Origin of the sequence: Cobetia sp. Ld8, assembly GCF_045066615.1 — a bacterium.
GTDB lineage: Bacteria > Pseudomonadota > Gammaproteobacteria > Pseudomonadales > Halomonadaceae > Cobetia > Cobetia amphilecti.
Map to the genome: position 1 here is coordinate 1 of NZ_JBISHF010000009.1, position 20,780 is coordinate 20,780.

Annotated in this window: 19 protein-coding genes; 13 read left to right on the plus strand and 6 right to left on the minus strand. The window is 63.5% G+C overall.

Annotated features, from left to right (window positions below; translation table 11 throughout):
* Window positions 1-523 precede the first annotated feature (523 nt).
* The gene (gene tyrS, locus ACJJV2_RS16170; RefSeq protein WP_248380459.1) at window positions 524-1,732 is read right to left on the minus strand and encodes a tyrosine--tRNA ligase; all 1,209 of its coding nucleotides are present in this window, start codon (window positions 1,730-1,732) and stop codon (window positions 524-526) included.
* A 142-nt stretch (window positions 1,733-1,874) separates the two neighbouring features.
* Here tyrS and ACJJV2_RS16175 point away from each other — a divergent pair, with 142 nt between their 5' ends.
* Window positions 1,875-3,023, plus strand: coding sequence for an anhydro-N-acetylmuramic acid kinase (locus tag ACJJV2_RS16175; protein WP_405282264.1), 1,149 nt, complete (start codon window positions 1,875-1,877; stop codon window positions 3,021-3,023).
* Window positions 3,024-3,129: 106 nt separating this feature from the next.
* Here ACJJV2_RS16175 and ACJJV2_RS16180 read toward each other — a convergent pair whose 3' ends face one another.
* Together ACJJV2_RS16180 and ACJJV2_RS16185 are read right to left on the minus strand one after the other, a co-directional pair.
* The gene (locus tag ACJJV2_RS16180; protein WP_405282266.1) at window positions 3,130-4,284 is read right to left on the minus strand and encodes a PilT/PilU family type 4a pilus ATPase; all 1,155 of its coding nucleotides are present in this window, start codon (window positions 4,282-4,284) and stop codon (window positions 3,130-3,132) included.
* Between the two features lie 139 nt (window positions 4,285-4,423).
* Window positions 4,424-5,455 carry a type IV pilus twitching motility protein PilT gene (locus ACJJV2_RS16185; protein ID WP_043333445.1) on the minus strand — a complete coding sequence of 344 codons (1,032 nt, stop codon included), beginning with the start codon at window positions 5,453-5,455 and terminating at the stop codon, window positions 4,424-4,426.
* A 195-nt stretch (window positions 5,456-5,650) separates the two neighbouring features.
* Here ACJJV2_RS16185 and ACJJV2_RS16190 point away from each other — a divergent pair, with 195 nt between their 5' ends.
* The 6 genes from ACJJV2_RS16190 (at window position 5,651) to ACJJV2_RS16215 (ending at window position 10,859) form a co-directional block, all read left to right on the plus strand.
* Window positions 5,651-6,403 carry a YggS family pyridoxal phosphate-dependent enzyme gene (locus ACJJV2_RS16190; protein ID WP_405282268.1) on the plus strand — a complete coding sequence of 251 codons (753 nt, stop codon included), beginning with the start codon at window positions 5,651-5,653 and terminating at the stop codon, window positions 6,401-6,403.
* Between the two features lie 71 nt (window positions 6,404-6,474).
* Window positions 6,475-7,317: a pyrroline-5-carboxylate reductase gene (gene proC, locus ACJJV2_RS16195; protein ID WP_405282270.1), complete on the plus strand. Its 843-nt coding sequence runs from the start codon at window positions 6,475-6,477 to the stop codon at window positions 7,315-7,317.
* A 149-nt stretch (window positions 7,318-7,466) separates the two neighbouring features.
* Complete coding sequence (locus tag ACJJV2_RS16200) at window positions 7,467-8,048, plus strand: YggT family protein (RefSeq protein ID WP_043333437.1); 582 nt, start codon at window positions 7,467-7,469, stop codon at window positions 8,046-8,048.
* Between the two features lie 269 nt (window positions 8,049-8,317).
* Entirely contained in the window at window positions 8,318-9,511 is a 1,194-nt protein-coding gene (locus ACJJV2_RS16205) for a homoserine O-acetyltransferase (RefSeq protein ID WP_153635073.1), read from the plus strand.
* Window positions 9,504-10,118: a methionine biosynthesis protein MetW gene (gene metW, locus ACJJV2_RS16210; protein WP_153635072.1), complete on the plus strand. Its 615-nt coding sequence runs from the start codon at window positions 9,504-9,506 to the stop codon at window positions 10,116-10,118. The genes ACJJV2_RS16205 and metW overlap by 8 nt, the downstream gene beginning before the upstream one ends.
* A 249-nt stretch (window positions 10,119-10,367) precedes the next feature.
* Window positions 10,368-10,859: an acyl-CoA thioesterase gene (locus ACJJV2_RS16215; protein ID WP_279836961.1), complete on the plus strand. Its 492-nt coding sequence runs from the start codon at window positions 10,368-10,370 to the stop codon at window positions 10,857-10,859.
* Window positions 10,860-11,015: 156 nt separating this feature from the next.
* Here the strand turns inward: ACJJV2_RS16215 and ACJJV2_RS16220 are convergent, their stop codons facing one another.
* On the minus strand, window positions 11,016-12,098 hold the full coding sequence (locus ACJJV2_RS16220) for a ChaN family lipoprotein (protein ID WP_405282273.1): 1,083 nt from the start codon (window positions 12,096-12,098) through the stop codon (window positions 11,016-11,018).
* A 185-nt stretch (window positions 12,099-12,283) separates the two neighbouring features.
* Between ACJJV2_RS16220 and ACJJV2_RS16225 the strand changes: the two genes are divergently transcribed.
* On the plus strand, window positions 12,284-12,616 hold the full coding sequence (locus tag ACJJV2_RS16225) for a Rieske 2Fe-2S domain-containing protein (protein WP_324691102.1): 333 nt from the start codon (window positions 12,284-12,286) through the stop codon (window positions 12,614-12,616).
* Window positions 12,617-12,696: 80 nt separating this feature from the next.
* Here ACJJV2_RS16225 and sfsA read toward each other — a convergent pair whose 3' ends face one another.
* A complete protein-coding gene (gene sfsA, locus ACJJV2_RS16230) occupies window positions 12,697-13,539 on the minus strand; it encodes a DNA/RNA nuclease SfsA (RefSeq protein WP_284726556.1) in 843 nt (280 codons plus the stop codon).
* Window positions 13,539-14,723: an aminotransferase class I/II-fold pyridoxal phosphate-dependent enzyme gene (locus ACJJV2_RS16235; protein WP_405282275.1), complete on the minus strand. Its 1,185-nt coding sequence runs from the start codon at window positions 14,721-14,723 to the stop codon at window positions 13,539-13,541. Before ACJJV2_RS16235 ends, sfsA begins: the two co-directional genes overlap by 1 nt.
* Window positions 14,724-14,998: 275 nt before the next feature.
* On the opposite strand from ACJJV2_RS16235, the gene dksA reads away from it, so the two are divergent.
* The 5 genes from dksA (at window position 14,999) to pcnB (ending at window position 20,742) form a co-directional block, all read left to right on the plus strand.
* The gene (gene dksA / locus ACJJV2_RS16240; protein WP_043333424.1) at window positions 14,999-15,436 is read left to right on the plus strand and encodes an RNA polymerase-binding protein DksA; all 438 of its coding nucleotides are present in this window, start codon (window positions 14,999-15,001) and stop codon (window positions 15,434-15,436) included.
* A gap of 134 nt (window positions 15,437-15,570) precedes the next feature.
* Window positions 15,571-16,506, plus strand: a complete 936-nt coding sequence (gene gluQRS / locus ACJJV2_RS16245; protein WP_405282277.1) for a tRNA glutamyl-Q(34) synthetase GluQRS — start codon at window positions 15,571-15,573, stop codon at window positions 16,504-16,506.
* A 142-nt stretch (window positions 16,507-16,648) separates the two neighbouring features.
* Window positions 16,649-18,259, plus strand: coding sequence for a sigma 54-interacting transcriptional regulator (locus tag ACJJV2_RS16250; protein ID WP_405282279.1), 1,611 nt, complete (start codon window positions 16,649-16,651; stop codon window positions 18,257-18,259).
* A gap of 334 nt (window positions 18,260-18,593) precedes the next feature.
* Window positions 18,594-18,797, plus strand: a complete 204-nt coding sequence (locus tag ACJJV2_RS16255) for a hypothetical protein (protein WP_192839090.1) — start codon at window positions 18,594-18,596, stop codon at window positions 18,795-18,797.
* A gap of 544 nt (window positions 18,798-19,341) precedes the next feature.
* A complete protein-coding gene (pcnB, locus tag ACJJV2_RS16260) occupies window positions 19,342-20,742 on the plus strand; it encodes a polynucleotide adenylyltransferase PcnB (protein WP_043333418.1) in 1,401 nt (466 codons plus the stop codon).
* The last annotated feature ends 38 nt before the right edge of the window (window positions 20,743-20,780 follow it).

The following is a 20,780-nucleotide window of genomic DNA, read 5'->3' on the forward strand; positions in this document are numbered from 1 at the left end:
GTGAGAGGCTTGCTCCGATATTTGGTGACCTTGTCACCACTCATCGGCAAGCGCTCACACGAATTACCTGATCAAATTTTTAAAGAGCGTCGCTGTTAAGCGAGGAGGCATATTCTACTTGGAACGCTTGAGAAGTCAAGCACTTGATGATGAGTCAGTCGACTGCCTCTAAGCATCATCAAGCGGTGAGGAGCGTTGCTCGATCACCTGTTCCGTAAGGAGTGCGGCGTATTCTAGCGAATCGCCCGGGATTGTCAATCGATGATTTCGAAGCGAGCTTCAAAAACATCAAGCAAAACAATCACCTGCAAACCTCTTTCACCGCTGGTGACGCCATGCGTCCCCGGCAGCGGATGCGTACTTTACGCACGAACCGCCGTGAGGGCAAGGGCTTTCTTGAGAGAATCTCGCCGCGGTGATGTCAGGCGCTCTAAACGCGTTCGACCCCACCATGTCTGGTGGGGCCGAACGGGAGCGACATACGCCAGCGTCTTCTCAATACCTTTCAGAATCCCTCAGCACCTCAGCGCGTCACGGTCACTCTCGCGTAGCGCTTCTTGCCCGCCTGGATGACGATGGCGGTATCGAAAGGTGCCATATAGGAAGGCTCGACCACTTCGCCATCCACTTTCACGCGACCATTCTTGAGCATGTCCTTGGCCTGGGCACTGTTGTTGGCCAGGCCCGCGCGATTGATGACCGCCGCGATCGGCGCCACCTCGGCGCCTTCCAGGCTGACGGTGACATCAGGCATGTCCGCCGGCAACTCGCCGTCGGCCAGCTGATTGCCGCTGGAAAGGTGCGCCGTCGCCGCCGCTTCTTCATCGTGGAAGCGTGCCACCAGCTCGCGCGCCAGCTCCATCTTGATATCACGCGGGTTGGCACCGTCGTCGATGCTGGCCATCAGCGCCTTCACTTCATCGAGGGGACGCAGCGACAGCAGCTCGAAGTAACGCCACATCAGCGAATCCGGCATGGAGACGATCTTGTTGAACATCTCGCCCGGGCGGTCGTTGATGCCGATGTAGTTGCCCAGCGACTTGGACATCTTCTGCACGCCATCCAGGCCCTCGAGGATCGGCATGGTGATCACGACCTGCGGCTCCTGGCCACGCTGGCGCTGCAGCTCACGCCCCATCAGCAGATTGAACTTCTGATCGGTGCCGCCAAGCTCGATGTCCGCTTCCAGCGCCACGGAGTCATACCCTTGGATCAGCGGGTAGAGGAACTCGTGGATGGAGATCGGCTGGTTGCCGGTATAGCGCTTGTCGAAATCGTCACGCTCGAGCATGCGCGCGACCGTACTGGAGGCCGCCAGCTCGATCATGTCACCCGCGGAGAGCTTGTTGATCCATTCGGAGTTGAAGGCGATGCGCGTCTTATCCTTGTCGAGGATCTTGAAGACCTGCTCCTGATACGTCAGGGCGTTGGCCTTCACGTCCTCTTCGGTCAGCGGCTTGCGCGTCACGCTCTTGCCGGTGGGGTCGCCGATGCGGCCGGTGAAATCACCGATCAGGAAGATGATCTCGTGACCGAGGTCCTGTAGCTGGCGCAGCTTGTTGATCAGCACCGTATGACCGAGGTGCAGGTCCGGCGCCGTCGGATCAAAACCTGCCTTGACCTTGAGCTTGCGCCCGGACTCGAGCTTCTTGATCAGCTCTTCCTCGACCAGCACCTCATCGGTACCGCGCTTGATGATCTCCAGCGCTTCCACTACTGACTTGTCGCTCATCCTGCCCTCTCTGACCGTTGCTGCTCCCCTCGTAACGGGGCATGTTGGCCGAGAATGTTAGCATGACGAGCATGGCATGCACCCCCTGCCGCAGAGCGGCGTGCTCACAAGCTTCACCCCCACTGGATCGGGAGATCATCGCATGGCGCTCTACCTTGGCTTGATGACCGGCACCAGCCTGGACGGACTCGATATCGCCTTGCTCGATATCACCCCCTCCTCGCCAGACCACGAACGGATTCGCTTCATTGATGGGCTCGACCTGCCGCTGCCCGAGACACTGCGGACTCGGCTCTGGCAGCTGATGCATTGCGATGAGGCATGCTTCGCCGATCTCGCCGCCGCCGAGCAGGCGTTGGCCGAACTGGCCGCCAGCGCAGTGACGCGCTTGCTGACCCGCCAGCAACTGAGTGCAGACGATGTCGCGGCCATCGGCAGCCATGGCCAGACCATCGAGCATCGCCCCTACGGTTTCAGCGACCGGCCATGCCACACGCCCTACACTCTGCAGCTCGACAACCCCAGTCTGCTGGCCGAGCTGTGCGGCATTCCCGTCGTCGCTGACTTCCGGCGCCGTGATCTGGCCGCCGGCGGCCAGGCGGCCCCGCTGGCGCCCGCCTTCCACGCTGCCCTTTTCAGTCAGCCAAACCAATGGCATGGGCTGCTCAACCTGGGCGGCATCGCCAACCTGACGCTACTTCCCCCTCAGGACTCCACGGCTGACGTCATCGGCTTCGACACCGGCCCCGCCAACTGCCTGCTGGATGCCTGGCATGCCCGTCATCGTGGCACCGCGGTGGATCAGGACGGCCAATGGGCCGCCAGCGGCAAGGTGATCCCTGACTTGCTCGAGAGATTGCTGTCGGCCGATTACTTCCGCCGACCACTTCCCAAGAGCACTGGCCGCGAAGACTTCCATCTCGACTGGTTGGCACAGCACCTGACCGGCGACGAGTCACCGGCCGACGTGCAGGCCACGCTCTTGAGCCTGACCGTCGAGAGCATCGTGCGGGCACTGGAGCAGACCGGCGTGTCACTGGCTGCGCTGACTCCCTGCGGTGGCGGGGCACGCAATGGCGCCCTGCTCACACAGCTGGAGCAGCGCCTGGCGCAAGGCGAGCAAGCGACGCCTCTCGTGTCCTGCGCTGACATGGGCTGGAACGCAGACCTGCTCGAAGCCAGCGCCTTTGCCTGGCTCGCGGCGCGCAGAGTACTGGAGCGCCCCGGCAACCTGCCCAGCGTCACCGGCGCGAGCGGCCCGAGAGTATTGGGCGGCCTCTACGCTCGCTGATCCTCAGCGGATACGAAAAAGCCGCCCTTTTCCTCAGAAGAAGGGCGGCTTTTGATTGGCCAATCACTGCGCTGGTAACACCGACAGCTGGCATCACTGACACGCCTCAGTCGTCATCCCCTTGCAGCGAGAAGCGACTGGCGGCATTCAGGACATCCAACTGGGCTTCCTGGGCACTGTCGGAATCACCGAACTTGATCATCAGGCGCAGGTCATTGGCGGAATCGGCATGCGCCAATGCCACTTCCTCGGTGATCAAGCCCTGCTGATGCAAGGCGTACAGCGATTGATCGAAGGTCATCATGCCCTGCTGCTGCGAGCGCTTCATGACGTCCTTGATCTCGACCACCGCGCCCTTGCGGATCAGGTCGACGATCAGCGGCGAACGCAGCATCACTTCAATTGCCGGCACGCGCTGGGTGGTGTTGCCACTTTTGTGAGGCAACAGCTGCTGGGCCACGATGCCCTTGAGGTTCAGCGACAGATCCATCCACACCTGTTCATGACGCTCCTCCGGGAAGAAGTGGATGATGCGGTCCAGCGCCTGGTTGGCATTGTTGGCATGCAATGTCGCAAGACACAGATGACCGGTCTCGGCGAAGGTCAGCGCGTGCTCCATGGTCTCGCGCGAGCGGATCTCGCCGATCATGATCACGTCAGGCGACTGGCGCAGGGTATTGCGCAGTGCCACCTCGAAGGACTCGGTATCGATCCCCACTTCACGCTGCGTCACGATGGAGCGCTGGTGAGGGTGGATATACTCGATCGGGTCTTCGATGCAGATGATATGCCCGCTGGTGGTCTGGTTACGGTGCTGGATCATCGCCGCCAGCGAGGTCGACTTGCCGGCGCCGGTACCGCCGACGAAGATCACCAGACCACGCTTGGTCTCGGAAAGCCCCTTGATGATCTCCGGCAGCCGCAACTCTTCCAGGCTGGGAATCGACAGCTGGATGCGGCGAATCACCATGCCCATCTGACTACGCTGATAGAAGGCGCTGATCCTGAAACGCCCGACTCCCGGCAAGCTATGCGCGAAGTTGGCCTCGCGCTCTTCCTCGAAGCGCTCTCGCTGCATGTCACTCATCGGTGCGAGCACCAGCTCTCTCACCTGATCGACACCCAGCTTCTTGTCACCCAGTGCCACCATGCGGCCATTGACCTTCATCTGCGGCGGTGTGCCGGTGGAGATGAAAAGGTCCGAGCTGCCCTTGCTGACCATCAACTGCAGAAGTTCATGCAGCCATTCATGAGGAGTCATGAGTTGTATCCCGATATGCGCCTTGAGAGTCGCGCCCAAGGCCTCGCGCTGAAATGCCGTCCCATGAACCTGAAAAGTTGACGTGTTCCGGCCCCTACCCCACCTACCTGCAACGTGATTGTCGGTACTCCTGGCGAATTCAGCTCAACAAGCCCTTGGCTTTCGCCTGAGCATCTTCATTGGTCACCAGCCCTTCCGCCAACAGACGCGTCAGCGCTGCATCCAGTGTCTGCATGCCCAGGGCGCCACCGGTCTGGATGGAGGAATACATCTGCGCCACCTTGTCCTCGCGGATCAGGTTACGAATGGCAGGCGTCGCGATCATGATCTCGTGAGCCGCCACCCGGCCACCGCCAATCTTCTTGAGCAGTGTCTGGGCGATGACGCCCTGCAGGGACTCGGACAGCATCGAGCGCACCATCGACTTCTCCTCGCCGGGGAAGACGTCGATGATACGGTCGACGGTCTTGGTCGCGGAGGTGGTGTGCAGGGTGCCGAACACCAGGTGGCCCGTCTCGGCCGCGGTCAGTGCCAGGCGGATGGTCTCGAGATCTCGCAGCTCGCCGACCAGAATGACATCCGGGTCTTCACGCAGCGCCGAACGCAGCGCGGGCGCGAAACCGTGGGTATCACGATGCACTTCACGCTGGTTGACCAGACACCGCTTGGACTGGTGCACGAATTCCACCGGGTCTTCGATGGTGAGGATGTGGTCGTACTTGTTCTCGTTGATGTAATCGACCATCGCCGCCAGCGTGGTGGATTTACCGGAGCCGGTCGGCCCGGTGACAAGAATCAGGCCGCGCGGCAGCATGCACATCTTGCGGAAGGCTTCACCGAGCCCCAGATCCTCCATCGTCAGCACTTCCGAGGGGATGGTACGGAAGACGGCCCCCGCGCCACGCCCCTGATGGAAGGCGTTGACACGAAAGCGCGAGACACCCGGCACCTCGAAGGAGAAATCGGTCTCGAGGAATTCCTCGAAGTCACGGCGCTGCTTGTCGTTCATGATCTCGTAGATCAGCGCGCGCACCTGCTTGTCATCCATTGACGGCACATTGATGCGCCGCACATCACCGTCGACACGAATCATCGGTGGCAAACCAGCGGACAGGTGAAGATCCGACGCGTTCTGTTTTGCCGAAAAAGCCAGCAGTTCGGTAATATCCATGCAGTTCCCTCGCGAAGACCGAAGCTCTTGTACCAACGAGTCTTGTGTACTCTGGTGAAAGTGTGAAGTGACTCTTCAGTAGATAGTGCGATGGGCACCATGTCACCAGGCCTGTCACGCTCATGCTATTGATGACACGCCTGATACCGTGCCAGCCATCGCCAGGTTGTTCCGCAAATTCTGGAGCCGAGCCGCATGACCGCAGTCCCCGACGACGAAGCTTGTGTTACCCAGTGTATCCTAGAGGCCCGCGCGCGGCTGGAAAAGGCATTGCAGACAAGTAAACGCAACGCTGATTCGGCGCAAGTGCTGGCCGTCAGCAAGACCAAACCCGCCACGCTGGTGCGCGCAGCCTGGCAATCCGGCCAGCGGGCCTTTGGCGAGAACTACCTGCAGGAAGCGCTGGACAAGCAGCAGGCGCTGTCGGACCTCACCGATATCGAATGGCATTTCATCGGCCCCATCCAGTCCAACAAGACGCGCGCCATTGCCGAGCACTTCGCCTGGGTGCATACCGTGGAACGCGAGAAGATCGCACGCCGCCTGAGTGAGCAGCGCCCCGATGAGCTTGGCGCGCTCGATGTCTGCCTGCAGGTCAATGTCTCCGGCGAAACCTCCAAGGCTGGCGTGGCACCGCAGGAACTGCTGGCGCTGGCCGAGACGGTGATCGCGCTGCCCGGACTGCGTCTGCGCGGCCTGATGGCGATTCCGGCCCCCTGCGCCGCCGATGCCAGTGAGACCGAGCGCCGTGCGCCCTTCCGCCAGCTGCGCGAGCTGCTGGAGCAACTGCAGACGCGCTTCCCTGCCGCCAGCTACCCGCAGGCCCGGCTCGATACGCTCTCGATGGGCATGAGCGCGGATCTTGAGGCCGCCGTCGCCGAAGGTGCGACACTGGTACGCCTCGGCACTGCCATCTTCGGCGCACGTGACTATTCCCACGTCCACTGAGCCCAACGCTCGCTGATGCAAGGCTCTCGAGCTTGCCGCCAGCCCTCCCACTGAATGATCAGGAGCACCGCATGACGCACCAGAGCACCGCTACACCGCGCACCATCGCCTTCATCGGCGCCGGCAACATGGCCAGCGCCATCTTCGGCGGCATGGTCGATGCCGGCTATCCCGCGGACCGCATCATCGCCACGGCCCGCTCGCGCGAGACACTCGATGCCCTCGAGCAGCGCTACGGCGTGAGCACGACCCAGGACAACGCCTACGCCGTCTCGCAAGCCGATGTGGTGGTGCTGGGCGTCAAGCCGCAGATGATGCATGACGTCTGCCAAGCGCTGACCCCTGCGGTGCAGAACCGCAAGCCGCTGATCGTCTCGGTCGCGGCCGGCATCACCTGCGACAGCCTCGAGCGCTGGCTGGGCGGCGACCTCGCCATCATCCGCTGCATGCCCAACACGCCGTCACTGGTCGGTGTCGGTGCCAGCGGCCTCTATGCCACCGCCCAGGTGACGGAGGAGCAACGCGACTTGATGGATGAGATGCTGACCGCGGTCGGTATCGTCGAGTGGGTCGAGGAAGAAGGCCTGCTGGAAGCCGTCACCGGCATTTCCGGCTCCGGCCCGGCCTACTTCTTCCTGTTCATCGAGTCACTCGAAGCGGCAGGCATCGAGCTGGGGCTGAACGCCGAGACCGCGCGCCGCCTGGCGATCCAGACCGCCCGCGGTGCCGCCGAGATGGCCTTCTCCAGCGAGCATGAGCCTGCCGAGCTGCGCCGCCGCGTGTGCTCGCCGAACGGCACCACGGAGCGCGCCATCAACAGCTTCGAGGAGGATGGCCTGCGCGAGATCGTCGAGCGCGCCGCCAAGGCCTCCAGCGTGCGCGCCGCCGAGCTTGCCCGCGAGCTGGATCGCTGACAGCCTCTGCCCCACTGACAACTCCTGCAGGCCGCTGGCAGGCCGGGTCACAACAGGCCATCATGCGCTGTTCATCTGTTGTTGGCATGCTAGCGGCATGACGCGTGCACTATCGCGCGCCCACTTCTCACCGTCTTAAGGAAAGCCCCATGGGTGCTATGGGTAATATCGGACTTCAGCTGGTCACCATCCTGCTGCAACTGTTTGTCTACATCCTGATGCTGCGCTTCCTGCTGCAGCTGTCCCGCGCGGACTTCTACAACCCGGTCACCCAGTCAGTGGTCAAGGCGACCAACCCGCTGGTGGCCCCGTTGCAGGGCATTCTGCGCCCGCTGGGTCGCTTCGACATCGCCACCCTGGCCGCGGCCTTCATCGTCGTCAGCCTGGTGCTGGTCGCGATCGGCGCCCTGTTCGGTGGCGGCATGCTGCCGGTCGGCTTCATCGCGCTGACGGCACTGGGCACCATTCTCGACAGCATCATCAACATCTACTTCTTCGCCCTGATCGCGATGATCATCCTGTCGTGGGTCGCGCCGCAGGCCAACCACCCGGGCGCCATCCTGGTCCACCAGCTGGTCGATCCGATCATGAAGCCGGTGCGCAAGGTGATTCCGTCGATCGGCATGCTCGACCTGTCTCCGATCTTCGTGTTCATCGCGCTCAACCTGGTCGGCAGCCTGATCAACCAGACCCTGCCGTCACTGGGCATGCTGCGCAGCGCCTTCAGTTAAGCCGGCGCTCCGCCAGCAAGGTTGGCTCGCACGCGCCCAGCGCGCAGGCCGACGAGATCAGCGCCCGCCACGGACTCCCGTGGCGGGCGCTCTTGCATCGCGTGTCACTGGATCACGCGTGCGCACGCTGTGCTAGAGTGAGCCCTCGGCCGAAGCCAGAACCACGGTGCACGAGACGCCCACAAGGCGCATCACCGCGGCTTCGCGCCCCGGACACGGGCCTTGCCCCGAACACTCTGCTGGACATGATGCTGGAAACCTTCACCACGATGCCTGATTCCCTGCCCCCGGATTCGGTCGGTCTCGTCACGCCTCAGACTGCCCACTTCAATACCCCGCTGGAGCTGGCCTGCGGCAGACGCCTCGAGCAGTACTCGCTGGTCTACGAGACCTACGGCGAGCTGAACGCGGACGCCAGCAACGCCATCCTGATCTGTCATGCCCTCACCGGCCACCATCATGCGGCTGGCTATCACGCCATGAGCGACCGCAAGCCTGGCTGGTGGGACGACTACATCGGCCCCGGCAAGCCCATTGATACCTCGCGCTTCTTCGTCATCGCGCTGAACAACATCGGCGGCTGCCACGGCAGTACCGGCCCGACCTCGATCAACCCGGAGACGGGCGAGCAATGGGGGCCTGACTTCCCATTGGTGACCGTGCCGGACTGGGTCGAGAGCCAGAAGCGCCTCGCCGAGTCTCTCGGCATCACCCGCTTCGCGGCGGTGGTCGGCGGCTCGCTGGGTGGCATGCAGGCGCTGCAGTGGGTGATGGACCACCCTGATCGCGTCGGTCATGTCGCCATCATCGCCTGCACGCCGAAACTCTCGGCGCAGAACATCGCCTTCAATGAAGTCGCGCGTCAGGCGATTCGCTCTGACCCGGAATTCCATGACGGCTGGTACTCGCGTGTCGATGCCGTGCCCAAGCGCGGCCTCAAGCTGGCGCGCATGGTCGGTCACATCACCTATCTTTCCGAGCATTCGATGGGCACCAAGTTCGGGCGTGATCTGCGTCAGGACCGCCTCAACTTCGGTTACGACGTCGACTTCCAGGTCGAGAGCTATCTGCGCCACCAGGGCGATACCTTCTCCACCGCCTTCGATGCCAATACCTACCTGCTGATGACCAAGGCGCTCGACTACTTCGATCCTGCGGCCACGGCAGGCGATGACCTGTCCGCGGCCATGGCGCCGATCAGCTGCCCGGTACTGGTAGTCAGCTTCACCACCGACTGGCGCTTCGCACCGTCACGCTCTCGCGAGCTGGTCAATGCCATGATCCATGCCGGCAAGTCGGTCAGCTACGCCAACATCGACTCGCCACACGGCCATGATGCCTTCCTGCTGCCGGGCGAACGCTACGAGACGGTGCTGGGCAACTTCCTGACTCGCGCTTACGACCACGCCTGTGGCGCGCAAGCCACGCAAAAGCCGAGCACCAAGGAGACCAGCCATGCGTAACGACCTCGCCCAGATTCATGACTGGATTCCCGAAGGCGCGCGCGTGCTGGACCTCGCCTGCGGTGACGGCACCCTGCTGGCCTCCCTCAAGGAGACCAAGCAGGTCTTCGGCTATGGCCTGGAGATCGACCCCGACAACATCAGTGCCTGTGTCGCCCGTGGCGTGAACGTCATCGAGCAGAATGTCGATGACGGCCTGGCCAACTTCGCCGATGACACCTTCGATCGCGTGGTGATGTCCCAGGCATTGCAGGTACTGCGTCGCCCGGACCGTGCGCTGGAGGAGATGATGCGCGTCTCGCGTGAGGCCATCATCACCTTCCCCAACTTCGCCTACTGGCGCCACCGCCTGCACCTGGGCATGAAGGGCCGCATGCCGGTCTCCAAATCGCTGCCTCACGCCTGGTACGACACGCCGAACATCCACCTGTCGACCTTCGCGGACTTCGAGCGCCTGTGTCGCGCCCAGGGCCTCAAGATCATCGACCGCGCGGTCGGCAATGGCGATCACGAGCCACACCCGGCGGCGACCTGGTGGCCGAATCTGTTCGGGGAAGTGGCCATCTTCCGCGTCTGCCGCGACAACTGCCCGCCCGACCAGCGCTGAGTTCAGGCGCCATACATAAGTCGCCACAGACCAAGCGCCAGGCACCGCAAGAAAACGGCCGACAGGACACTCCTGTCGGCCGTTTCGCGTCATGACGCCAGCAATTCTTCCGCGCCGCGATAGCGCTGCGCTATCCGGGCCATGCACAGACAGTCGCAACTAAAGTCTATATACTTTCGGGGTAAACGCAGCTGAGGATCACGGCTCGCACTTCCGGTGAGGTGCGCCGGCATCCCGAGGAGAGAGTGCATGAACTTCCATACCCGCAAGTGGGTCAAGCCTGAAGATCTCAACCCCAACGGCACCCTGTTCGGTGGACGCCTGCTGGCCTGGATCGATGAAGAAGCGGCCATCTACGCCATCGTCCAGCTGGGCACCTCGCGCGTGGTCACCAAGTTCATGTCGGAGATCAACTTCGTCTCCAGCGCGCGTCAGGGCGACATCATCGAACTGGGCATCACCGCCAGCGCCTTCGGTCGCACCTCGATCTCGCTGTGCGTCGAGATCCGCAACAAGATCACCCGCGAGCGCATCCTGACCATCGACCGCATCGTGCTGGTCAGCGTCGATGCCGACTTCAAGCCGGTGCCCCACGGCCGCACGCGCATCACCTATATCGAAGACCGCTTCCGTGAGCAGGCCGGCAGCAACGATAGTCATAACGACAGTCACAACGACGAAACGCCGCAGAAGGCACCGCGTCGTCGTGCCGACAGCGCCTCGGATCTCAAGAACGCCTGATCGCATCACTGTTCAGGTCGCGCCACGCAGGTCGCGCCACGCAGGTCGCACCAACGAAAAAGGCACCTCCGAGAGGTGCCTTTTTCATGCCGGCAATTCAGGCCGCAGTTATGTTGCTGATGTCCGGGGGCTGACTAAGCAGGGCCTGACTGACCGCTAGCTGACGGTCGTCTGCATCGTCTCACGCAGGCCTTCACAGGCATCCGCGACTGGCGCCGTCGCCGGCGTGAACCACACCAGATCATAGGCCGGCGCCGCACCGGCGCTTTCGGGCAGATAATCGGTGAGATGTGTCAGCGGTTGGCCCGCGTCATCCCAGGCCACCGGCATCAGCGCCACGGACAGCGTGCTGCCATCCAGCCAGCGCGGCACGCCGATATCGCGACGGGCATGACCGGAGCCACACACCAGCAGGCTGGTGGCGCCGTCGGCCGCCAGGCCCTCCAGGCGCTCTGCCATCTGCTGATCCCGCGCCAGCTGCGCACGCAGCATCGCATCCAGGCGCTCTGCACCCAGCAGGCCGCAATGGCCTTCATCCAGCGCCTCACGCTGCAGGCGCAGTACCGCTTCCGGGAGCGCCAACGGCGACTGTCCCGGTGCCATGCTGGCCTCCAGCTGTGCCGCCGACAGGCTGGCAGAGGCGAGCGGCGCGCCACTGTCCAGTGCTCCGCGCAACAGAGGGGCGTAGTCGGTGAAGGGCCAGCGCGCATTCCAGGCCAGCAACTGCTGAAGCTCGTCATCCGGCAATCCGGCGACCGCAAGCGACGTACGATTGGCCAGCGACAAGGCGGCATCCTGGGTCGTGTCCAGCATCTCCAGCGCCACACCGCCCAGCTGGCGCCGCGCGACCAGCGCATCGATCAACCAGCGTTCCAGCTGGTGATGGTCCGGATTGTCGTGATGCTCGCCCAGCAGCACCATCGAGTGCGCCTGACTCCAATCGACCAGCGCCGCTGGGGACAGACGACGGTTGCCCTCCGCGACCAGAATGCTGCCCAGCAACGGGTGGGACGCCTTGGGGTCATGCCAGGCCGGCAGCGGTGGCAACGGCCCGTTGGCTGGCTGAGCGGCCTGTGCGAGCGGGCTGGACAGTGCCGTGCCCAGCACGGAAAGCCCGCCCGCCGAGGCGACCATGCCGGCCAGCAACTGGCGACGGCTCACCCCGGCCGTGCGCTCAGGCGTCTCGGATTCGTTGCTGGAGCGGAAGCTGGAATTGATCGAGCGGCGAAATAGCGACATGAAGATGACCCGGCATGGAAGGAAGCGGCAAGACACGGTAAAAGACCACAAGAGAGCGTGCCAACGCTGCCATGATACCCGATGCGAGCCCCCTCATGTCCGAAAGGCCACCAACACTACCCCAAGGGCCCTCATCCAAGCTGTGCTTGAGACTGCCGCTGCCACCACTGCCCGTCGGCCGCAGCATGACACTGACACTCGATGATGGCCGCCCGGCCCTGCTGGTGATGCAGCCCGATGGCCCGCGCGCCTTCCTCGACCGCTGCCCGCACCAGGGCAGTCGAATGCTGACCGAGGACGAGACTGGCGATCCCTACATGGACGCGACCGGCGGCTTGATCCTCTGCCACCGCCATCAGGCCTGTTTCGAACCGCATCACGGCACCTGCATCAGCGGACCCTGCGTCGGCCAACGCTTGACCGCGCTGGACGTTGAGCTGGTGCACAACGACGCCTCACCAGCACAGCTGCTGCTGTGGGAGGCCGCAGGCAGCGGTGGAGAAATGAGGGAGAAATGATAGAGAGATGATAGAGAGATGATGGAGAGATTATAGAGAGAGACGAGCGCTGACTGACAGGCTGAGCGCCAGCGACCTGATCAGCCAGCAAAGCGCGCGTCATGCAGTGGCAGCGCGCGCGTCAGACCCAGTCTTGCTCGCCACAGTGGCTGACCCGCATCTGAAAGAGACTCCTCGAGCGTGATCTGCATGCCCAGCGCCAGCACTTCGACACCGGCGGCCTGCGCCTGGGCAAAGGCCTGTGCATAGGCCGGGTCGAGATGCGCCGCCGGTGCGACATCCTCGATCCCGTCATGGGCGACACAGAACACCAGCACGCAGCGGTGGCCTGCTGCGACCAGCGCCGCGAGGCTGGCCAGATGACGCTGTGCACGCGTACTCACCGAGTCCGGGAAATAGCCGTGACCGTCGGATTCACGCAGCGTCAGTTGCTTGACTTCCAGATAGATCGAGGCCGCGCCCTCCTCGCTCGGCCACATCTGGAAATCGAGCCGTGAGCGCTCCGGGATGTCATTGCCCGGCAGCAGGACCTCGACACGCGACTCGCGCTTGAGGCGCGCAAAGTCGGCGAGCCCCATGTCGCGCAGCACGCTGACGCTGGCCTGCTGCAGCGCCGCCTCGACATGGGCATTGGCACGTCCGGTATGCACCGCCACCAAGGCCTCACGCCGACCGTCAGCGCCGGGCGAGTCCAGAGGCAGGCGAATCAGCTCCCAGGTCCAGGCGAGCTTGCGCTTGGGGTTGTCGGACGGCGATAGCCATACCTCACAGCCTTCGACGCACACCGCGCGCATCGAGCCGGTATTCGGGCAATGCGCCGTCACCACTTCACCGGCCCGCTCACCCTCGAGCAGCTCCACCTCGGCGAAGAAGCGCTTGTAACGACGGATCAGGCGACCACGATACAGCCCCTCAAGCACCATCAAGCCGACACTCCCGCCTGAGTGGCACGCCGCTCAAGGAAGCGCTCCATGCGGGCCAAGGCCTCGCGCAGACGCGCCTCATCGACGGTGAAGGCGATACGCACATGGCGACGCCCTTCGGCCAGCGCGAAGTCCGTGCCCGGCGTGATGGCGACATTCTCTTCTTCCAGCAGTGCGCGGCAGAAGGCCTCGCTGTCATCACTCAGATGCGAGATATCCAGCCAGACGTAGAAGGCGCCCTGCGGCGGCACCGACGGCGCCAGCCCCAGACGTTCGAGCCCGGCCAGCAGCACGCCACGGCGGGCTTCGAGCACCTGCCGACGACGCTCGAGTTCTGCTTCGCATTCCGGCGTGAAGGCCGCCAGCGCCGCATGCTGGGCAGGCGTCGAGGCAGCCAGGAAGACATTCTGCGCCAGGCGTGACAATGGCTCGACCGCGGCTTCAGGCGCCACCAGCCAGCCCAGCCGCCAGCCCGTCATGCCGAAGTATTTCGAGAAGCTGTTGATGACGAAGGCGTCCGGGCACTCCGCCAATGCAGTGTGCGCAGGCACGCCATAGGTCAGCCCCTGATAGATCTCATCCACCAGCAGGTACGCATCACGCGACTGGCACAGCTCGCCCAGCGCCTTCAATTCCTCGGGCGACAGCACGTGTCCGGTGGGATTGGAGGGCGATGCCACCATCACGGCCCGCGTGTTCTCGCGCCAGAAATCATCGGCAAGTTCGGCGGTCAGCTGCCAGCCACTCTCGGCATTGACGGGCACCACATCCAGCTGGGCATCCACCAGGCCCATGAAGTGGCGATTGCAGGGGTAGGTCGGGTCGGCCATCAACACGCTGTCGCCACGTTCGGCGCACAGCAATGTGGCCAGCAGCAAGGCACCGGAGGCACCGGGCGTGATGATGATACGGGAGGGAGAGACCGTGACGCCGTGGCGACGCTGGTAGTCTGCCGCGATGGCCTCGCGCAGGGCCGGCAGGCCGCAGGCGGGGGTGTAGCGCGTCTGACCGGCCGCCAGCGCCGCCTGCCCGGCAGCGATCACCGGCGCGGGGGTCGGGAAGTCGGGCTCGCCCACTTCCAGATGAATGACGTCATGGCCCGCGGCCTCGCGTGCCTGGGCGGCTTCCAGCAGCGTCATCACGCGAAAGGCAGCGACGGATTCAAGACGGCGGGCAAACGGCATGACAACACTCCTCAGGATGGGAGCTTCATTCTAGGCGCCTGCCAAGGCCCATTCCCAGCCCCTTCGTGCAGGAAAATCGGTGTTTGCCGGTACACGCCGGACCACTGCCCGCTACAAACTATCGTCGGAGATCGGTTGCAAACTTGTCATTTTTACGCTAAATAAGCTGATCTTCTCGCGAGGGCAGCAGTCAGGACAGCCCCCTCGCCGTGGCCAAGGAGGCAGTGCAACAGACTGTCGACGGCCCAAGTCACCTTGCGGAATGAGGCGGTCCCATGCCCTTAGCTGAAACCAAGCCGGAAGCGCTTAAGAAATTCACCCCGTATGAGCCGGCAGCGGGTGAAGAGTACATGAACGAGAAGCAGCTAGCGCACTTCCGTCAGATCCTGCTGGACTGGAAACAGGAGCTGATGGAAGAGGTCGATCGCACCGTGCGTCACTTGCAGGAAGATGCCAACAACTACGCGGACCCTGCAGACCGTGCCACCCAGGAAGAAGGCTTCAGCCTCGAACTGAGAACACGTGATCGCGAGCGCAAGCTGTTGAAGAAGATCAACGAGACCATCGAGAACATCGATGAAGACGACTACGGCTTCTGCGAAGCCTGCGGCGTCGAGATCGGCATTCGTCGTCTGGAAGCACGTCCGACCGCTACCCAGTGTGTCGACTGCAAGACGCTGGCCGAGTTGAAGGAAAAGCAGCTGGGCCGCTAAGCCCTGCTGTCGATGAAGCGACGTCAGGCCGTCGCCCTCATCCCCCATACGGGCACCCTCCTCGGAGCGGTGCCCGTATGCGTTCAGGCCCTGCTGCCTGCGAATTCCCCACCACGAAGGATGACGGAGCCCACATGCCTACCGCCTACCGTGGCCGCTTTGCCCCTACCCCTTCCGGCCCGCTGCATGCGGGCTCACTGCTGGCCGCCGTCGCCAGCTATCTCGATGCCCGCCATCACGGCGGCGAGTGGCTGGTGCGTATCGAGGATATCGACCCGCCGCGCTGCCCCGCCGGGAGCGCCGATACCATCCTGCGCCAGCTGGATGCCTTCGGCCTGCAGCGCGATGGCGAGCTCCGCTATCAGAGCCAGCGTCACGCCGCCTACGCCGAGGCACTGGAGCAACTGAAGGCCAGTGGTATCGCCTACCCGTGTGACTGCTCGCGCAAGCAGTGGCGCGAGCACGCCATCTACCCCGGCTGGTGCCGAGAGCGAGCCGAACCTCCCGCGGGCGAGCATGCCTGGCGGCTGGATGTGCGTGCGACAGAGCGCTTCGGCGGCACCCGGGCCATCGCTGGCTGGCAGGACCGCCTGCAGGGCGCGGTCCAGCTGGATCTCGCCGCGCTCGGCGATGTGGTGCTCAAGCGACGCGATGGCCTGTGGGCCTATCAGCTGGCCGTGGTGGTGGATGATGCCGAGCAGGGCATCACCGACGTCGTGCGCGGGCTCGATCTGCTCGACAACAGCCCCTGGCAACGCCTGCTGCAGGTTGCGCTCGACCTGCCGATGCCCCGCCTGACGCACCTGCCACTGATCACCGCCGACAATGGCCAGAAGCTCTCCAAGCAGAATCTGGCGCCGGCCCTGCCGGAAGACGCCAGCGCGATTCGAGCGCTGCTGCACTATACCCTGACGCTGCTCGGCCAGGCGCCGCCACCGGAACTGGCGACCGCCAGCCCCGCTGAGCAACTCGCCCACGCCACTCCTCGCTGGTCACTCGCGGCGGTCGGCACCGCGCCGTCACTCAGTGCGGCCACTGCTCCAATGCCAAGGACTGATGAAGGTAGCTGAGGACAGCTGAGACCAGGCACGCCATGCACTCGGGACGCCTGACAACAGCCACGATTGTCGGATTGCCTCCCCTGTGGGAACAGGACAGACTCGAACGACAGTCATTCCCTCATGCACACCCTCAGGCGAGCGACATCACCCCATGGCCCGGATTCTGATCGTCGAAAAGGAAGGTGCTTCGCGCAACACGCTGCAGCATCTGCTGGAGCGCGAGGGTCACGACGTGGTGCAGGCCAGCGGCCTGGAGGATGCCCGTCTGCAGCACCCCGCCGACTTCGCGCTGGTGATCTGCGACAGCGAACTGGCCGGAGAGCATGCCGACCCGATCCTGCGCGCCAGCCGGCCAACTCCCGTGCTGCTGCTGGCCGACAACCCCAGCCTGCACGCCGCCATCGGCTGCCTGAAGGCGGGGGCAGCCGACTATCTGCCCAAGCCGTTCGACCAGCAGGCCTTCGCGCGCAGCGTGCGAGATGCGCTGTCGCTGCCACGCCAGGGGGCGCCGAGCGCCGCGCCCCCTCCTCCCCAGGCGCATGCTGGCACGGCCAACAAGCCGGTGGAGATGATTGGCCATTGTCGCGCCATGCAACAGGTCTATACCCGCATCCGCAAGGTTGCGCCCGCCGATGTCACCGTGCTGGTGCTCGGTGAGTCCGGCACCGGCAAGGAGCTGGTCGCGCGCGCCATTCACCGCCAGAGTGGACGCCATCAAGCGCCGCTGATCTGCGTCAACTGCGCCGCCATTCCCGAGACGTTGATCGAGTCCGAGCTGTTCGGCCATGAAAAAGGCGCCTTCACCGGCGCCACCAGCTCGCGCACCGGCCTGATCGAAGCCGCCGACGGCGGCACGCTGTTTCTGGATGAGATCGGCGAACTGCCACTGGATGCCCAGGCGCGCCTGCTGCGAGTGCTGCAGGAGGGCGAGATTCGCCGCGTGGGTGCCATCGAGACGCGCTACGTCGACATCCGCCTCATCGCCGCGACCCACCGCAACCTGCACCAGCTCTCGGCCAGCGGCGAGTTCCGCCTCGACCTCTACTACCGCTTGAACGTGATGGAGATCGACCTGCCTCCCTTGCGTGAGCGCGGCGATGACGTGCTGGAACTGGCCGAGCACCTGTTGGCCGGCATCGCCCGCAAGCATGGCCGTGACGGCATGCGACTCTCTCAGCGGGCGCGTCAGGAAATCCATCACTACGCCTGGCCCGGCAATGTGCGTGAGCTGGAAAACGCCCTCGAGCGTGGCGTCATCCTGGCGGAGCGCCGCATCATCGCCCCGGAAGACCTCGGCCTGCGCACGCCCTCAGGGCAGCCGCTTCAGCCAGCGCCCGCCGCAACGGCAAACCCTGCGCCCCCGTCCACTGCTCAGGCGCCGAAGACAGCGGGCAAAGGGGTGGCGAAAGGAGCGATGAAAGGGTCGATGAAAGGCACAGTGAAAGGCGCCGCCAGGGACGCAAGTCCCGAGACGGCCGCAGCGCCTGTCACAGGTCAGCCCGCGACCGGCCAACAGGACATGGGCCAGCCACCGCCTGCGGACACCCCACGCAGCGGCCTCTCGGTGGTCGGCGATGCTGGTGAAGAGGAAGACCTTTCGCTGGAGGACTACTTCCAGCACTTCGTGCTCGAGCATCAGGACCACATGAGCGAGACCGAGCTCGCACGCCGCCTCGGCATCAGCCGCAAGAACCTCTGGGAGCGACGCCAGCGCCTGGGCATTCCACGTCGCAAGGGCCGCCGCAGCTCTCCCGCAAACTGACATTGGCGCAATGAAGCTGGAGCGACGCCGGAGCACTGACGCTGACGCACAGAAGTCACTGCACCATGCAGGTGCCCTCCCGAGCGAGCAACCCGCCTGCGGCGCCACCTTGCCTGCCACAGATCCCCGCATCATCGAGGGCATCGCTAGACTTTAGTGTCGAAAGACTCGCAAAAAACCCAGCTCAATCATTAGCTTGCAAGGCACTTCGTTAGACCTTCGCACCAATTGTTACCATCGACCCCAAATCATGACCCCATCCAGCGCACCAATGGCCACGTCAGGTAACACCTCGCACCCCTCTACACCTCACGTCTCAGCGACCTATGTCTAAATGACTGAATTGCTGGTTTTTTTTAAGCTGTGGCACATCCGATGCAATAACACGGTCAAGAAAAAGAACAACCGGAAATACGAAGCGCGCCCAACAACAACAAGAACGCGCAATGCTTCGAAAACCCTCGACACCAACAAGAACAATACCCGTCGAGCGCGTGACATTGATGATGAACTGCATGCCTCACTACATGAGTGGTGACAGGCAAGAGCCAAAACAAGAACAAACGGCCGCAGTTCATCATCCGCCGATCCAACAACAACAAGATATCGGCAGTCCGGAATCTACTGACCAGGACGCGACGAATCCGGCCTCGAGCACCAACAAGAACAACAGGCTCGACCCCGGATCACCCCCGAAACAACAACAACTCGCGGGGGGAGGCTACTCAGCCGTCGGTGAATGGAAGATTGTTTTGAATACGAGATGGTCACCGAACAGACAGCCAGACAACAACAACATGATCTGCAACACGAAGGATCTGTCTGCATTGATTAGTGACTGTGGTGCGTATTCAGGGCGATGCGCCATCACGAAAAAGAACATCCGCTCAAGGATGCGTGTACCCTACCTGCAAGGGAGACCGAGTGATCGGTCTCCCTTTTTCCTTGTCTGAGAGGTGATTTTCGCCTCGTCAGACGCCTTGAAGTGCAGAGTCGGCCCCTGGATGGCAGACCGGCGCTTTGCCAAGGTATCTGCCCTCGGCTACACTGGGCGGCCTGCCACGCACGAGTCGAATCGCTGCATGCTCAAAGGATTTACCCGCTTTCTACAACGCCCCGGTGACCGCTTGAAGACGCTTTTCAATGCAACTGACGCGCCCGCGGCCCCATTGCCCAGCCTGCGTGTGATACCGCGGGATGAGCATCCCGTGTCCCGCCGCCAGCTCAGCGAGAATGCGCTGAAGGTACTCTATCGCCTGCAAAGCGGTGGATATCAGGCCTATCTGGTCGGTGGCTGTATCCGTGATGCCCTGCTCGGACAACGCCCCAAGGACTTCGACGTGGCCACCAACGCCACGCCGGAACAGGTCCGCGAGCTGTTCCGCAATGCCCGCATCATTGGCCGTCGTTTCCGTATCGTGCACGTGCGCTTCGGTCGTGAGGTGATCGAGGTCACCACCTTCCGCGGCAAGCCTGCCGATAGCACGCCCAGCCAGCATACCCAGCAGTCGGAAGACGGCATGCTGCTGCGTGACAACGTCTTCGGCTCCATCGAGGAGGACGCGCTGCGCCGCGACTTCACGATCAATGCCCTCTATTACGACGTGTCCGACTTCACGATCCACGACTGGGCCAATGGTGTACGCGATATCGAAGCGCGCATGATTCGCCTGATCGGTGATCCGGAAACACGCTATCGCGAAGATCCGGTGCGCATGCTGCGTGCCGTCCGCTTCGCCGGCAAGCTGGACTTCGACATCGAGGAGGCCACGGCCGAACCGATGTACGAACTGGCCCCGCTGCTGCTGCAGATTCCGCCGGCGCGCATGTTCGAGGAAGTGCTCAAGCTGTTCATGTCCGGCTATGCACTGGAAACCTTCCATCTCCTGCGTGAGTTTGGTCTGTTCCAGATGCTGTTCCCCGAGACGGAAGAGAGCTTCGCGCATTATCACTGGTCCATGCCGCTGATCGAGAAGGCGCTGGCCAGCACGGACGACCGCATCCGCGAAGACAAGCCGGTCACGCCGGCCTTCCTGTATGCCGCCCTGCTGTGGCCGGGCGTCAAGGCGCGTACCGACCAGCTGATCGCCAGTGGCATGCCCGATATTCCGGCAGCCCACCAGGCGGCTCAACAGGCGATCGCTCGCCAGCTCAACCATACCTCGATCCCGAAGCGCTTCAGCATTCCGATGCGCGAGATCTGGGACATGCAGGCCAAGTTGCCACGTCGCCGTGGCAAACGCGCCTTCCAGACCCGCGAGCATCCGCGCTTCCGCGCCGCCTACGACTTCCTGCTGCTGCGCGAATTCGCCGGCGAAGTGAAGCCGGGGCTGGGCAAGTGGTGGACCGACTTCCAGGAAGTCGATGCTCGCACCCAGGTCACGATGATCGAAGGTGTCTCCGATGAAGGCCCCGCCGGCAGCAAGCCGGTCGGCACCAAGCGTCGCGGCAAGCGTCGGCGCAATGGTCGCGGCCAGGGCTGAGCAGTGGCTCGTCTGAGCCACTGCCGTCTCCACGCAGG

What these genes read in the sequence shown, in the direction of transcription:
- ACJJV2_RS16190 (WP_405282268.1), top strand. Translation starts at nt 5,651, where the DNA reads ATGACCGCAGTCCCCGACGACGAAGCTTGTGTTACCCAGTGTATCCTA.
- proC (WP_405282270.1), top strand. Translation starts at nt 6,475, where the DNA reads ATGACGCACCAGAGCACCGCTACACCGCGCACCATCGCCTTCATCGGC.
- ACJJV2_RS16205 (WP_153635073.1), top strand. Translation starts at nt 8,318, where the DNA reads ATGCCTGATTCCCTGCCCCCGGATTCGGTCGGTCTCGTCACGCCTCAG.
- metW (WP_153635072.1), top strand. Translation starts at nt 9,504, where the DNA reads ATGCGTAACGACCTCGCCCAGATTCATGACTGGATTCCCGAAGGCGCG.
- ACJJV2_RS16235 (WP_405282275.1), bottom strand. Translation starts at nt 14,723, where the DNA reads ATGCCGTTTGCCCGCCGTCTTGAATCCGTCGCTGCCTTTCGCGTGATG.
- dksA (WP_043333424.1), top strand. Translation starts at nt 14,999, where the DNA reads ATGCCCTTAGCTGAAACCAAGCCGGAAGCGCTTAAGAAATTCACCCCG.
- gluQRS (WP_405282277.1), top strand. Translation starts at nt 15,571, where the DNA reads ATGCCTACCGCCTACCGTGGCCGCTTTGCCCCTACCCCTTCCGGCCCG.
- ACJJV2_RS16200 (WP_043333437.1), top strand. Translation starts at nt 7,467, where the DNA reads ATGGGTGCTATGGGTAATATCGGACTTCAGCTGGTCACCATCCTGCTG.
- ACJJV2_RS16185 (WP_043333445.1), bottom strand. Translation starts at nt 5,455, where the DNA reads ATGGATATTACCGAACTGCTGGCTTTTTCGGCAAAACAGAACGCGTCG.
- ACJJV2_RS16255 (WP_192839090.1), top strand. Translation starts at nt 18,594, where the DNA reads ATGACTGAATTGCTGGTTTTTTTTAAGCTGTGGCACATCCGATGCAAT.
- sfsA (WP_284726556.1), bottom strand. Translation starts at nt 13,539, where the DNA reads ATGGTGCTTGAGGGGCTGTATCGTGGTCGCCTGATCCGTCGTTACAAG.
- ACJJV2_RS16225 (WP_324691102.1), top strand. Translation starts at nt 12,284, where the DNA reads ATGACACTGACACTCGATGATGGCCGCCCGGCCCTGCTGGTGATGCAG.
- ACJJV2_RS16220 (WP_405282273.1), bottom strand. Translation starts at nt 12,098, where the DNA reads ATGTCGCTATTTCGCCGCTCGATCAATTCCAGCTTCCGCTCCAGCAAC.
- ACJJV2_RS16175 (WP_405282264.1), top strand. Translation starts at nt 1,875, where the DNA reads ATGGCGCTCTACCTTGGCTTGATGACCGGCACCAGCCTGGACGGACTC.
- ACJJV2_RS16215 (WP_279836961.1), top strand. Translation starts at nt 10,368, where the DNA reads ATGAACTTCCATACCCGCAAGTGGGTCAAGCCTGAAGATCTCAACCCC.
- ACJJV2_RS16250 (WP_405282279.1), top strand. Translation starts at nt 16,649, where the DNA reads ATGGCCCGGATTCTGATCGTCGAAAAGGAAGGTGCTTCGCGCAACACG.
- pcnB (WP_043333418.1), top strand. Translation starts at nt 19,342, where the DNA reads ATGCTCAAAGGATTTACCCGCTTTCTACAACGCCCCGGTGACCGCTTG.
- tyrS (WP_248380459.1), bottom strand. Translation starts at nt 1,732, where the DNA reads ATGAGCGACAAGTCAGTAGTGGAAGCGCTGGAGATCATCAAGCGCGGT.
- ACJJV2_RS16180 (WP_405282266.1), bottom strand. Translation starts at nt 4,284, where the DNA reads ATGACTCCTCATGAATGGCTGCATGAACTTCTGCAGTTGATGGTCAGC.